Below are 13,018 nucleotides of genomic sequence, written 5' to 3'. Positions count from 1 at the left end.
GGTGCTCTCCGTCCCGCGCTGTCCCGACCGCTGATCCCGCGGCGCGTCAGGAGCTCCGTCTCCTCATTCCGGGGAGGATGAGCCCGCGCCGCCTGGCGAGCAGGAGGACGATGATCGCGCACGCCAGGCAGACGACGACCGCACTGAGGGATCCTTCGAAGCCCATGTCCCCGCCCGTGAGCGCGGCAGGCCCATCGATGGAGGCGGAGAGGAGGCCGATGCCGCCCGAGCCCGTCCCGGAGACGTCGGAGGAGAAGACCCCGCCCTGAACGAAGTTCCAAGCCGCATGGACGCCGATGACGAGCCACAGACGCCTCGTCAGGATGAAACACGCTCCGAGGAGCAGGCCCGCTTCGAGTGCGATCGCGACGGCGCCCATGAGCGTCGCCTCGGGGTTGATGAAGTGGACGCCTCCGAACAGCACTGAAGTCAGGCCGAGGGCCCACCATGTTCCGATCCGATGCTCGAGGATGCGGAGCAGCAAGCCGCGGAAGAGGATCTCCTCGGCGACGCCGGCCATGATCGACAGCCCGGCGAAACCGAAAAGGGCGGCGCGGGCGTTGAAGCCGACCACCCGGTATGCGCCCGCGAGCGCGGCGGCGCCGACGACCGCGCACATGAGGGCCGTTCCGATGAGGACTCCTGCGCCGAGTTCGCAAAGAGCCCCTCGGCGGGCGAATTCCAACGGACTTCGCTCGGCGATGAAGCGCATGAGGAGCAGATAGCCGCCGAGGGCGAGGAGGGCGCCGATCACCCCTCCGACTCCCGTTCCGGTATCGCCGCCGATCATCTGAGCGAGGAGGGCGCCGAGGCCCTCCGCGACGATGAAGACGACGAGGCCGAGGATCACCTGAAGGATGGGACGACGTCCGATCCGCTCGATCATGAGGTCTGAGGAATCCGGGCGATGCTGATTGCGAGGTGCTGAAACAGCCATATTTCGATTATCCCTCCGTTTCCCCTTGGATCCCCCGCCCCTGAATCCCTCGGCGGGCCGCCTCCGCGTCATGCTCGCGCCCATCATTCGGATGCCCGTAGCGCGAATCGCTTCAGACGTTCTATTCTCGCTGCCATGACGTCGTTCAACGCCCGCTCGTGGTGGTGGCTCTCCTTCTAGGCGAGCCCCTTCGACGTCGTACCCGAAATTCAGCTCGCCGATGATGGCGGGCTGTTCGCGCATCCGGGCCCGCCTCGACCCCGACCAGGAGGAACCCGATGACCGCCGAACCCCTCTCCCCCCGCACCGAGCCCGCAGGGGCCGCCCCGACCGCGAACCGCCTTCCCACCGGCCAGATCGACGGCCTGCCCGAGGCTCCCGTCCGCGACACGATCCTCCCCGCCTACTTCGGGCGCTTCGGCGGCCAGGAAGTGCCCGAAATGCTCTTCCCCGCCCTCGACGAGCTCGAGGCCGCCTACGCGGAGGCGATGAACGACCCCGCGTTCCACGAGGAGCTCGACTTCTTGCGCCGGACCTATCTCGGTCGCGAAACCCCGATCTACGAATGCCGCAACCTCCCCGTCGAGGGCGGGGCGCGCATCATCCTCAAGCGCGAGGACCTCGCCCACGGCGGTGCGCACAAGGGCAATAACGTCCTCGGGCAGGCGCTCCTCGCCAAGCGCATGGGCAAGAAGCGCCTCATCGCCGAGACCGGGGCCGGACAGCACGGCACTGCGACCGCGATGGTCGCCGCCCTCATGGGCATGGAGTGCACGATCTACATGGGCGCCCACGACGTCGCCCGGCAGAAGCCCAACGTCGAGCGCATGGAGCTCATGGGCGCGAGCGTCGTCCCCGTGACGCGCGGCTCGGCCGGCCTCAAGGACGCGATCGACGAGGCGCTCGAGGAATGGTGCACGCGTCTTGAGGACACCTTCTACCTCCTCGGCTCGGCGACCGGGCCCCACCCCTTCCCCACGATCGTCCGTGAATTCCAGTCGGTGATCTCCCTCGAGTCGCGCGCGCAGATGCTCGAGCGCTACGGCCGCCTGCCCGACGCGGTCATCGCGGCCGTCGGCGGAGGCTCGAACGCGATCGGCGCCTTCGCCCACTATCTCGATGATCCCGAGGTCGCGCTCATCGGCGTCGAACCGGCGGGCAGGGGGCTGGACACGGATGAGCACGGCGCGCCGATCTGCGCGGGCCGCATCGGCTCCCTCCACGGGATGCGCTCCTTCGTCATGCTCTCCGACGAGGGCGAAGTCCTCCCCTCGCACTCGATCTCCGCGGGTCTCGACTACCCCTCGGTCGGCCCCGAGCACGCGATGCTCGCCGAATCGGGCCGCGTCTCCTATGTCGGCATCACGGATGAGGAGGCGCTCGAGGCCTTCGCGCTCCTGTCGCGCAGCGAGGGGATCATCCCCGCGATGGAGTCCTCGCACGCCCTCGCGCACGCCCTGAAGATCGCGCGGGAGAACGCGGCGAAGGGAGTGCCCGCCGACGAGCAGCCCCTCCTCCTGGTCAATCTGTCGGGGCGGGGCGACAAGGACATGGAACAGGTCGCCGATCGTCTCTGATCGCCGAGGCCGGGGCGCCGGGTCGGGATGCGGTCCTGCCGATTGAGGTCCGCACCCGATCCGGCGCACACTGCTCCTATGGACGAGTTGAGGATCGAGCCGGGGCCGGGCATCCCGAAGGGTCTCGTCGTGCCCGCGACCGAACTCGTCGAACGCTTCTCGCACTCCTCGGGGCCCGGCGGCCAGGGGGTCAACACCTCGGATTCGCGCGTGCAACTCGCTTTCGACGTGGCGGCGAGCTCCGCCCTCGATGATCGCCTGCGCGAGCGCGCGCTGAACAACCTCGCCGGGCGGCTGAACGGCACGCTCCTCGTCGTCAGCGCCTCCGAGCACCGCTCGCAGTTCGCGAACCGGAAGGCGGCGCGCGAACGCCTCGCCGCCCTGCTCCGCACGGCCCTCGCCCCCGAGACCCCCAGACGCGCGACGAGGCCGACGCGCGCGTCGAGACTGCGCCGACTCGCGGCCAAGCGGATGCGCGCCGAACTCAAGGCGCAGCGGCGCCGCCCGAACGTGGACTAGGCCCTCCCAGGGTCGGAGCTGTCCTCGTCTCGCGGCGGGGCACCGGATTCGACCTCGACGCCGATCGAGGATTGCGCCTCCTGCTCGAGGGCGTAGGGCGCCTCGCCGTACTGGGCGATCTGCCCGATCGCGGTGAACGCCGCCGAGGCAGACCGTGCCGAACGCTTCCTCCAGTAGATCCACCCTTTGGATTCGGCCCAGACCCCGAGCCGGTCGATGCCGAGGAGGACTCCGACTCCGAGCACCGCGATCCCCACGACCTCCAAGACCGGCACGGGGTTCAGGCCTTCCGAGCGACCAGGGTGTTCGAGGCCTGGGCGAGCGGCCGGACGATCATCGAGTCGATGTTGACGTGCGAGGGCCTCGTCAGCGTCCAGACGATGGCGTCCGCGATGTCCTCCGCGACAAGGGGTTCCGCCACGCCCTCGTACACCTTCGCGGCGGCCTCCTCGGAGCCGAGCCGGTTGAGTGAGAACTCCGGGGTCTTCACCATCCCGGGGGCGATCTCGATGATGCGCACCGGCTCTCCGACGAGCTCGAGGCGCAAGGTGTTGGCGATGATCCGCTCGGCGTGCTTCGCGGCGACGTAGCCCCCGCCGCCCGGGTAGGTGTCATGAGCGGCGGTCGAGGTGAGGAAGACGATGTCCCCGCCGCGCTCGCGCATGCCCGGCAGGAAGGCGCGCGAGGTCAGGAGCGCCGTCATCGTATTGCGCTCGTACATGGCGATCCACCTCGCAGGATCGGCATCGGCGATCCTGTCGACCCCGAGCGCGCCGCCCGCGTTGTTCACGAGCGCATCGACCGGGCCTTCTTCGAGCACCTCGCGGGCCATCTCCTCCACCGCGCGCCCGTCGCTGAGGTCGGCCGCGATGTAGCCGCATCCGGTCTCGTCCGCAAGGCGCGACAGCCGGTCCTCGCGCCGGGCGACGGCGATGACGTCCCAGCCGATCGCGCGCAGCGCCCGCACGGTCGCCTCCCCGATTCCGGTGGAGGCCCCGGTGACGACGGCGCGGCGAATGGTTCCAGTCATGGTTGATCTCCTATCGGGTCTGCGCTCTCGGGCGCTGCCTGCGCGTCCAGGGTATGCGCATGCGCCACGGCCCGCTTCTCGGCCCGCCTCTTGCGGCTCCTCCGCACGAGGAACCAGATGAGGACGCCCAGGGGGACGAGAAGGAGCAGCCAGGGCAGGATCATGATGAGGATGAAGGCGATGACGTCGATCCCGTCGAGGAAGGTGTTCCACGAGCGCTCCCAGATGGATTCGGTCACCGAGGGGAGCGCGGAGGTGGAACGCAAGCGGAGGTCGAGCGTGGAGAAGGCGACCCTATCCGCGTACCAGGCGCGCTGGGCGTTGAGGCCGTCGAGCTCGGCCTGACGGCTGGTGAGCTCACGTTCGGCCTCCAGGAGATCCGCCGTGTACTGGGCCGTTTTCATCAGTTCGCTCAGCCGCCCGATCGAGGTCTCGAGGGCGCTCGCCCTGGCATCGAGGTCGGCGACTTCCGCACCGACATCGGTGGCCGAGGTCGATTCCGTCGTGACATCGCCGAGTTTCTTGATCTCGTCGAGGACGCGGTCGAAGGCGTCGGCGGGGATCTTCAGGGTCGCATACGCCGTGGGCGCATCCGCGTAGGCGGAGAACTCGGTGGTTGCGACGCTGCCTCCGGCGCCGGTCACGATGCCGGAGGCCGCTTCGAGCGCCGAGCGGGGATCCTTGACATCGATGTCGAGCTGTCCGGTGACGATGACGACCGGGGCGACTGCGGGTGAAGGCTCTGCGGGCGAGGCCTCATCAGTCGCGGCCAGCGGCGACGCCTCCTGCGACTTGGCGGAATCCGCAGATGCCTCGATCCCCTGGCGCGCGTATCCGGTTTCCGCGGGCGGGAAACCGTCCGAGGCGGCGCATCCCGATGCTCCGGCGGCGAGCAGCAGAGCGAGAACGGCGGCACGTGAGAACTTCCGGGGTGTCATTGCTCCTCCTCGAGCTCAACGGTGGGCCCCATTCTTCCGTGTCTGCGCAGGGCGCGGAAGCTCTTCGCCTCATTGAGACCGAATCGAGGCCGGTCCCGCCCGTCTGCGTCCGATGGGTCCCGCCTCGTCTCCGCCCGATACGCGACGAGCAGGGGCGCCGCTTCCCGAATCGACGGGAGGCGGCGCCCCTGCTCTCATGCGCCTCCGGTCTCGGCGAAGCGCTTCGGCGAGACCGCGGCTCAGTGGAGCCCGTAGGCCCTGTGGATCAGCCAGATCGGGTGGACGACGTTCGCACCGGTGGCGGTGCGCAGCTGCCAGCGGCAGGTCTCCGTGTCGCAGGCCGCGAGTTCGATGTTCACCTGCTTGATGAAGTCGAAGACGGGCTTGCCCACGGCCTGGGCGATGTCGTACTTCTCCTTCTTCATGCCGTAGGTCCCCGCGATGCCGCAGCAGGGCTGGTTGGACTCCTCGACGGTGATACCCGGGATGAGTTCCATGAGCTCGACGGCGGGCAGGCCCAGGCCCTGGGACTTGAGCTGGCAGGGCGCGTGATACGGGATCGTCGCGTCGATGCGCTGGAAGTCCAGGTCGAGTTCGCCCTTCTCGTGCAGGTGCATGAGGAATTCGCAGATGTCCCACATGCGTGAGCCGACGTCCTCGAGCTCGGGCGTATCCATCTCGAGGATCTCGTGGGCCTCGTGGCGGAGCATGCCCGCGCATGAACCGGAGGCCGAGATGATCGGGGCGTCGCGATTGGCCTTGCGCAGGTCGTTGGTCAGCTTCGACACGTACTTGCGCGATTCGTCGTACAGGCCGTTGGACTGCAGGGCGAGGCCGCAGCAGCCGTGCGGGGGGACGAGGACTTCGTAGCCGAGGTGCTCGAGGACCTGCACGGAGTGGATCGAGGTCTCGACCTCGAAGTACTGGCCCGCGCATCCGTGGAAGAAGATGACCTGCCCCCTGGTGCCGGCCTGGGGAAGCGGGGTGTGCTTCTTGAACCAGCCTTCGAAGGTCCGACCGGCGGCGCGCGGCATGGGGGCCGAGCGGTGCACGCCGATGACCTTCTCCATGGCGATGCGGATCGGTTTGACGTCGAGGGCCCAGTTCGCGATCGGCGCGACGGGCGTCATGACGGTGCCGATGAATCCCGTGCGGCCGATGAGGTGGTCGCGCAGCGGGATGCCCTTCTCCTTCTTCATGTCGGTCCGGGCGTGGTGGATCATCTCGGTGACCTTGACGCCCTGCGGGCATACGAGCGTGCAGGTGCCGCAGGATGAGCAGTAGTCGATCGAGGAGTCGACGATGCGCCCCTCCTTGCGGTAGCGCTCGGCCTGCGGGCCGGAGTACTTGGGTCCGGGGAAGAGGTCGGTGACCCTCATGACCGGGCATTGGGTTTCGCAGATCGTGCACTTCACGCAGGAGTCGAGGCTGGCGCGGAGGCCGAAGTCCTCATCGGCGAGGCCGAGAACGTTCGCTGCTTCGATGGTCATTTGAGGCTCCCGAGGATCTGGTCGGCGGCGCGCAGAGCGGAGGCGAGGGCGATGCCCTCCCCCGACTTCTCGCGCCAGCGGGTCGCTCCGGCGAGGTTCCCGCCGGCCGCGTAGACGTTGGAGTAGACGGGCGACTTCCCGGCGCCGAGGGGGTGCATGTCGTCATCGACCTCGAGCCCGGCGAGGAAGACCGGCTGGTCGCTCCCCCAGAAGTCCCCGTGGAGGAGCTGTCCCTCGGCCGCGAGGACGGGGAGTCCGAGGATGGTCTCGGAGAGGGTTCCGTAGGAGTCCATGTCGAGCGCGCCGGATTCGAAGCCGCCGCCGGCGAGGACGACGTTCTTCGTTTCGATGCGCGTCGGGCGCCCGGCAGTCGAGATCGTCACGGCCCTCACGACCCCGTCCTCGGCCTCCACGCCGGTGACGGCGGAGCCGAGGATGAAGCGCGCCTCCTTCTTGACGAAGGCGGTGAGCGCCTGATTGAGGCGCATGCCGGGGATCGAGGGCGGTTGCATCGGAATCTCGAAGACCTCGTGCCCGAGCCGATCGGCGATGTCCCTCCAGGCGCCCGGATCGTTGAGGCCGAGGACCGCGGGCAGGCCCACGATCTCGCCCTCGTTGAGGTGCGGTTTGATCGCCGCGACGAAATGGGCGCGCATGGCGGGGTCGTCGAGGGCGCGCGCGTGGTTCGTCCCGGTGGTGTCGACCTCGTCCTTGCGGATCTCGACGTCGACGATGATCGAGCGCGCCATGATGGGCTCGCCATCGGGGCCGGGCTGGCGCGAGAGGTTCTCGGCGATGAGCGTCGGGTAGAAGTCCTTGAGGCGGCGCAGGCCGACGATCGCGTAGGAGCGCCCCGCCCGCGCGATGCCGGCCGCCATCGACGGCTGGTAGAGACAAGTCGGGCGGAGCGCGCCCAGGGCGGTCGGGAGGAGCACGTTCGCGTGCGGGTCGCCGAGGAGGAGCTCGGGGCCGAGGACCTCCTTGAGCCATGCGGCCGCTTCGCCGACGAATTCGGGGGTGAAGTGCGTGTAGGGGTGAGTCGGCCGCGTCGAGACGTGCTCGCTGATCGCTCCGAGCGGATCCTCGACGCGCGCTTCGGAGTACCCGAGCACGTCGATCGTCCCCTGGGAGAGCTGGAGTCCGCCGAGGCCCTTGGTGACGAGGGTGACCTTCGCTCCGCCGCGGGCAAGGCGGAGGGTGGCGGCGAGGCCTGCGAGGCCCGCGCCGATGACGACCGCGTCTCTCATCGGACGTCCTCCTTCACGGTGTCGAGTTCTTCGCTCGGGAGGTGCTCGACGTCGAGCGCTCCCTCGTGGATCCAGTTGTCGAGGGCGGTCTGGCGCAGCTGCTTGCCGTAGACGATCGGCCACAGGCCGATCCAGCGGTTCTTCAAGAAGGTCCGGAAGAGCTCATTGGCCTTCACCGAGTCGATGTCGCCGCGCTCGTGGGCGATGCCGGTGGCGCGCTGCGAGCAGAAGCCGCCCTGGCAGGGGCCCATGCCGAGTCGGACTTGACGGCGCACGTCGTCGAGCTGCCCACCGGGCAGGAGATCCATCGTGGTCTCGAGCATCCTGCGGGTGACGAGTTCGCATTCGCAGATGATCTGGTCGTGGCTCGGGGCCGCGTTGTCGTGCTCGACGGATTCGAGGCGGTGCCCGATCGTGTAGAGGCGATGATCCGAGGCCGCGGGAACGGCTTCGGCGGCGGTGCGGCACTCGCGCTTCTCGCCCATTTCATCGCACATGATGTCGACGATGCGCTCGGCCATGAGGCGGTAGGTCGTGAGCTTGCCGCCGGCGATGGTGAGCAGGCCCGAGACGCCGTCGCGCGACTTGTGGTCGATGACGCTCATGCCGCGGGCCATGTGCCGGGTGTCGGTGGCGGCGACTCGCGAATCCTTGACGAGGGGGCGCGCTCCCGCCCAGGCGTGGAGCGGGCGGGCCTTGCGGAAGCCGGGGATCATCGCTTCGCCGGCGTCGAGCATCTGCTGGACCTGGTCGGCGGGAATGGCGAGCTTGTCGGGGTCGTCGGCCTTGAGGTCGGTGGTGCCGATGATGCAGACCGGGTGATCCGGCACGATGATGTCGCCATCGGCGGGCCATATGCAGCGGTTGAGGACCGTCTGGGTGAGGCGGAAGTTCATCGCGACCATGATGCCGGCGCCGGGAACGACGTCGACGCCGTGGCAGTCGGCCAGGGCGGCGATCTGTCCGGCCCAGGGGCCGCCGCAGTTGAGCACGAAGGAGCACTCGATGCGCACGTCCTCGCCCGTGCGCAGATCGTGCGCGACGACCGCGGAGACGGCGTCGCCCTCGCGCTCGATGTTCGTCACCTTGTGGTAGGTGAGCACGTGCGCGCCGTAGGCCTGCGCGGAGCGGATGGCGCCCCAGACCATCTGCCAGCCGTCGACCGAGCCGTCGAGGACTTCGAAGGCGCGTTTGAGGTTCGGATCGAGCCGGGGTTCGCGCTTGAGGGCCTCGGCGACCGAGATCTCCTGCGCGGGCACCTTGGCGGCGGCTGCGCGCTCGAGGAACTTGTCCGCGTACTCCTCGTCGTCCTGGGAGGTCACGACGAAGAGTCCGCCGGTGTCCTCCACGGCGTTGGCGTTGATCTTCTTGACGATGAGGTTCTCCTCGGCGCATTCGGTGGCCGATTCCGGGTCGGATGCGATGTAGCGCCCGCCCGAGTGGAGGAGCCCGTGGAAGCGGCCCGATGTCCCCTGCGCGATGTCGTATCGTTCGACGAGCACGGCCCTGAAACCGCGCATCGCGACGTCGCGGACGACGCCTGCGCCGGTCGAGCCGCCGCCGATGACGACAACGTCGGTGTTGATCGTCTTCACCCTAGTTCCCTTCGAGAGTCTGAAGTCGGGCACGGCCGCGCCGGCCCCTTCGCCTCTCCAATAGTGCCGTCTGAGATGCCTCCTGATCGTATTGTTCAGGCGCGTTGCACATATGTGCATCAGCTCCCGAAGCCCTTCTACCCATTCGCACCCGAAAGGCCCGAAATCCACCGGAATCCCCTCGTTTTCACCCGAATTGCAGACCTCACATCTTGCGAAAATGCCGCTGCCTGCGCCCTTCTATAGAGTGGTCGGCATGACCGACGAGATCCGCGCCCGAGTCCTCGACCCCGCAAGCATCGACCCCGCCGTCCGCCCGCAGGACGACTTCTACCGTTCCATCAACGGTCGATGGATCCGCGAACACGTGATCCCCGCCGACCGGCCCATCGACGGCGCCTTCCACGCTCTGCGGGACCTGTCCGAGGAACGCGGACGCCAGATCGCCCAAGACGCCGCCGCGGGCGCCCTCGATGATGCGGACGCCCCGCTCATCGCGAGCCTGTGGACGGCCTTCATGGACGAGGCCGGGGTCGAGGCCGAGGGCCTCGACCCGCTGCGCCCCTCCTTCGACCTCATCGACTCCGCCGCCCGGAACGGCGAACTCGATGCGCTCAGCGGCCGCCTCATGGCCGAGGGCACGGGTTCCTTCTTCGGCGCCTACGTCGGCACCCACCCCCACGATTCGGACGTCAGGATGCTCACCTTCGTCCAGTCCGGCATCGGCCTGCCCGACGAGTCCTACTACCGCGAAGACGACTACGCCGACATCCGCGAGGCCTACGCCGTCCACCTCGAGCGCCTCCTCGCACTCGCCGGACTCGCTCCGGATCCGGCGCGAGCCGCACGCGCCCTCATGTCCCTGGAGACCCGCTTCGCCTCCCATCACCGCGACTCGGTGTCCAACCGGGACCCGCTGCTCTCCGACAATCAGATGACCTGGAGCGAGCTCGTCGCGCTCGCGCCCGGATTCGACTGGGACGCCTGGGCCGCCTCCGCAGGACTCAGCATCGCGCCCACCGCCCTCGTCAACGTCGACCAGCCCGACTTCCTCGCCGCGGCCGCCGCGATCTGGGCCGACACGCCCGAAACCGAACGCGCCCTGTTCCTCAAGACATCGCTCCTCGACGCGCGGGCCTCCCTGCTCTCCTCCCCCTTCGTCGAGGAGAACTTCGACTTCTACGGGCGCACCCTGTCGGGCACCCGCCAGCTCCGCCCGCGCTGGAAGCGCGCCCTCGGACTCATCGAGTCCCTCGCGGGCGAATCCCTCGGCAGGGTCTGGGTGGCCCGCCACTTCCCGCCCGAGTCGAAGGAGCGCATGGACGCCCTCGTCACGGAGCTCCTCGCCGCCTACGACCGCGCCATCCGCGAGTGCGCGTGGATGGGGGAGAAGACCAAGGCCAAGGCCCTGGCCAAGCTCGCGACCTTCCGCCCCAAGATCGGCTACCCGCCGAAGTGGCGCGACATGTCCGGCCTCGATCTCAGCGGCGCCGAGACACTCGTCGACATCGTCGCAGCGGCCCGCTCCTTCGAGACGCAGCGCGAGTTCTCCCGCTTGAACGAACCCGTCGACCGCGAGGAATGGCTCATGACGCCGCAGACGGTCAACGCCTACTACAACCCCCCGCTCAACGAGATCGTCTTCCCCGCGGCGATCCTCCAACCGCCCTTCTTCGACCCGCAGGCCGATGACGCCGTGAACTTCGGGGCGATCGGCGCGGTCATCGGCCACGAGATCGGCCACGGATTCGACGACCAGGGATCGCGCTTCGACGCCGCGGGCAACCTGGAGAACTGGTGGGACGAGGACGACCGCGCGCGCTTCGAGGAGCTCACCGCGGCCCTCATCGCGCAGTACGACGTCCTCACGCCCAAGGACCTGGCGGGCCAGGACGCGCCGACCGTCAACGGCGCGCTCACGGTCGGTGAGAACATCGGCGACCTCGCGGGCCTGACGATCGCGTGGAGCGCTTGGGCGAAGGTCCTCGAGCGGATGGGCCTGACTCCCGAAACCGCTCCCGTCATCGACGGCCTGACCGGCCCCGAAAGGTTCTTCACCGCATGGGCCAGGGCCTGGCGCACCGCATCGCGGCCCGAGTTCGCGCGCCAGATGCTCGCGGTCGACCCCCACTCCCCCGCCGAGTTCCGCTGCAACCAGGTCCTGCGCAATATCGACGCATTCCACGCCGCCTACTCCACGGCCGAAGGCGACGGGATGTTCCTGCCGCGAAGCGAGCGCGTCCGGATCTGGTGACCCGGGAAAACCGGCCGAGGTGCAAGAAAACGGCCGGAATGCGAAAATGCGCTCGACGCTTATCCGCGAATGCCCCCATCCGCCAGTGAAAGGTACCCCATGCCCGGCCTCAACCTCACACGTGAAGAAGCCTCCTCCCGCTCTCAGATCGTCGAGGTCCTTCACTACGACATCGAGCTGGACCTCACCACCGGCGACACCGACTTCCGCTCACGGACCCGCATCGAGTTCACCGCGGAGCCGGGCTCGTCGACCTTCGCCGACCTCGTGTCGGCCAATGTCCATTCGATCCGCCTCAACGGCGAGGAGCTCGGGGTCGGAATCCACCAGGACCACCGGATCGCGCTGACGGATCTGGCCGAGCGCAACGTGCTGGAGGTCGACGCGGACTGCCAGTACATGCACACGGGCGAGGGCCTGCACCGCTTCACCGACCCGGCCGACGGGAAGGACTACTGCTACTCCCAGTTCGAAGTGCCCGACGCCCGCCGCGTCTACACGACCTTCGAGCAGCCCGACCTCAAGGCGACCTTCACCTTCACCGTGACGGCCCCCGCGGGGTGGAAGGTCTTCTCGAACGCGCCGACGCCCGAGCCCGAGACTGCGGGCGACGCGCTCATCTACCGTTTCGCGCAGACCGAGCGCATGTCGACCTACATCACCGCGATCGTCGCCGGCCCCTACGAGGGCGTGACCGATTCCCTCGTCTCGACCGACGGCAGGACGATCGACCTGGGCGTGTACTGCCGCGCCTCGCTCCTCGAGCACCTCGACGCGGAGCGCATCATCGATACGACGCGCAAGGGCTTCGACTTCTTCGAGAAGCAGTACGGCATCGCCTACCCCTTCACGAAGTACGACCAGATCTTCGTCCCCGAGTACAACGCGGGAGCGATGGAGAACGCGGGCTGCGTGACCTTCCGCGACGCCTACGTGTTCCGCACCCGCCCGACCGAGGCCCAGCTCGAGACCCGCGCGAACACGATCCTCCATGAGCTCGCCCACATGTGGTTCGGCGACCTCGTGACGATGAAGTGGTGGAACGACCTGTGGCTCAACGAGTCTTTCGCTGAGTTCATGTCGACTCTGGCAGCTGCTGAGAACACCCGCTTTGCACCGGAAGCTTGGGCTACCTTCGCAGCTTCAGAGAAGACCTGGGCCTACAACCAGGATCAGCTCTCATCTACCCACCCCATTGTTGCCCCGATTCGTGACCTGCAGGATGTTCAGGTCAACTTCGACGGCATCACCTACGCTAAGGGCGCTTCTGTGCTGCGTCAGCTGGTGGCCTGGGTAGGGCAGGATAACTTTATGGCCGCCCTCAAGGTCTACTTCGAGAAGCATGCCTACGGCAACACCGTGCTCGATGACCTGCTCGATGAGCTAGAGGCGACGAGCGGACGCGACGTGCGCACCTGGTCTAAGCTCTGG

At 68.2% G+C, this 13,018-nt stretch carries 11 protein-coding genes; 4 read left to right on the top strand and 7 right to left on the bottom strand.

The genetic code is table 11. From position 1 onward, the window contains the following. Nucleotides 1–46 precede the first annotated feature (46 nt). On the bottom strand, nucleotides 47–937 hold the full coding sequence (locus tag ACQY7V_RS07235; RefSeq protein WP_428639563.1) for a lysostaphin resistance A-like protein: 891 nt from the start codon (nucleotides 935–937) through the stop codon (nucleotides 47–49). A 278-nt stretch (nucleotides 938–1,215) separates the two neighbouring features. Here ACQY7V_RS07235 and trpB point away from each other — a divergent pair, with 278 nt between their 5' ends. Both trpB and arfB read left to right on the top strand, forming a co-directional pair. Further along, nucleotides 1,216–2,514, top strand: coding sequence for a tryptophan synthase subunit beta (gene trpB, locus ACQY7V_RS07230; protein WP_428639561.1), 1,299 nt, complete (start codon nucleotides 1,216–1,218; stop codon nucleotides 2,512–2,514). Between the two features lie 78 nt (nucleotides 2,515–2,592). Further along, nucleotides 2,593–3,033, top strand: coding sequence for an alternative ribosome rescue aminoacyl-tRNA hydrolase ArfB (arfB, locus tag ACQY7V_RS07225; RefSeq protein WP_428639558.1), 441 nt, complete (start codon nucleotides 2,593–2,595; stop codon nucleotides 3,031–3,033). Here arfB and ACQY7V_RS07220 read toward each other — a convergent pair. The 6 genes from ACQY7V_RS07220 to glpA form a co-directional block, all read right to left on the bottom strand. Then, entirely contained in the window at nucleotides 3,030–3,308 is a 279-nt protein-coding gene (locus ACQY7V_RS07220; RefSeq protein WP_154478537.1) for a hypothetical protein, read from the bottom strand. The two genes, arfB and ACQY7V_RS07220, sit on opposite strands and share 4 nt — an antisense overlap. 5 nt (nucleotides 3,309–3,313) lie before the next feature. After that, nucleotides 3,314–4,063, bottom strand: a complete 750-nt coding sequence (locus ACQY7V_RS07215; RefSeq protein ID WP_428639556.1) for an SDR family oxidoreductase — start codon at nucleotides 4,061–4,063, stop codon at nucleotides 3,314–3,316. Next, nucleotides 4,060–5,001, bottom strand: coding sequence for a DUF4349 domain-containing protein (locus tag ACQY7V_RS07210; RefSeq protein WP_428639554.1), 942 nt, complete (start codon nucleotides 4,999–5,001; stop codon nucleotides 4,060–4,062). Before ACQY7V_RS07210 ends, ACQY7V_RS07215 begins: the two co-directional genes overlap by 4 nt. Before the next feature lie 239 nt (nucleotides 5,002–5,240). Beyond that, nucleotides 5,241–6,491, bottom strand: coding sequence for an anaerobic glycerol-3-phosphate dehydrogenase subunit C (locus tag ACQY7V_RS07205; RefSeq protein WP_303774110.1), 1,251 nt, complete (start codon nucleotides 6,489–6,491; stop codon nucleotides 5,241–5,243). Next, on the bottom strand, nucleotides 6,488–7,738 hold the full coding sequence (glpB, locus tag ACQY7V_RS07200; protein ID WP_320836439.1) for a glycerol-3-phosphate dehydrogenase subunit GlpB: 1,251 nt from the start codon (nucleotides 7,736–7,738) through the stop codon (nucleotides 6,488–6,490). Before glpB ends, ACQY7V_RS07205 begins: the two co-directional genes overlap by 4 nt. Continuing rightward, entirely contained in the window at nucleotides 7,735–9,333 is a 1,599-nt protein-coding gene (glpA, locus tag ACQY7V_RS07195) for an anaerobic glycerol-3-phosphate dehydrogenase subunit GlpA (RefSeq protein WP_235361978.1), read from the bottom strand. Before glpA ends, glpB begins: the two co-directional genes overlap by 4 nt. 256 nt (nucleotides 9,334–9,589) lie before the next feature. On the opposite strand from glpA, the gene ACQY7V_RS07190 reads away from it, so the two are divergent. Further along, the gene (locus ACQY7V_RS07190; protein ID WP_428639550.1) at nucleotides 9,590–11,587 is read left to right on the top strand and encodes a M13 family metallopeptidase; all 1,998 of its coding nucleotides are present in this window, start codon (nucleotides 9,590–9,592) and stop codon (nucleotides 11,585–11,587) included. Between the two features lie 99 nt (nucleotides 11,588–11,686). After that, nucleotides 11,687–13,018, top strand: a 1,332-nt coding sequence (gene pepN, locus ACQY7V_RS07185; protein WP_428639548.1) for an aminopeptidase N, incomplete at its 3' end; no start/stop codon positions are given.

The sequence above is a fragment of the Schaalia sp. genome (genome assembly GCF_050312375.1).
In the GTDB taxonomy this organism is placed as follows: Bacteria; Actinomycetota; Actinomycetes; order Actinomycetales; family Actinomycetaceae; genus Pauljensenia; species Pauljensenia hyovaginalis.
Note: the sequence above shows the minus strand (reverse complement) of the source record. Positions and strands in the feature narration are given on the sequence as shown.

Coding starts and splice junctions, on each gene's coding strand:
- ACQY7V_RS07235 (WP_428639563.1), bottom strand. CDS start 937: ATGGCTGTTTCAGCACCTCGCAATCAGCATCGCCCGGATTCCTCAGAC.
- trpB (WP_428639561.1), top strand. CDS start 1,216: ATGACCGCCGAACCCCTCTCCCCCCGCACCGAGCCCGCAGGGGCCGCC.
- arfB (WP_428639558.1), top strand. CDS start 2,593: ATGGACGAGTTGAGGATCGAGCCGGGGCCGGGCATCCCGAAGGGTCTC.
- ACQY7V_RS07215 (WP_428639556.1), bottom strand. CDS start 4,063: ATGACTGGAACCATTCGCCGCGCCGTCGTCACCGGGGCCTCCACCGGA.
- ACQY7V_RS07210 (WP_428639554.1), bottom strand. CDS start 5,001: ATGACACCCCGGAAGTTCTCACGTGCCGCCGTTCTCGCTCTGCTGCTC.
- ACQY7V_RS07205 (WP_303774110.1), bottom strand. CDS start 6,491: ATGACCATCGAAGCAGCGAACGTTCTCGGCCTCGCCGATGAGGACTTC.
- glpB (WP_320836439.1), bottom strand. CDS start 7,738: ATGAGAGACGCGGTCGTCATCGGCGCGGGCCTCGCAGGCCTCGCCGCC.
- ACQY7V_RS07190 (WP_428639550.1), top strand. CDS start 9,590: ATGACCGACGAGATCCGCGCCCGAGTCCTCGACCCCGCAAGCATCGAC.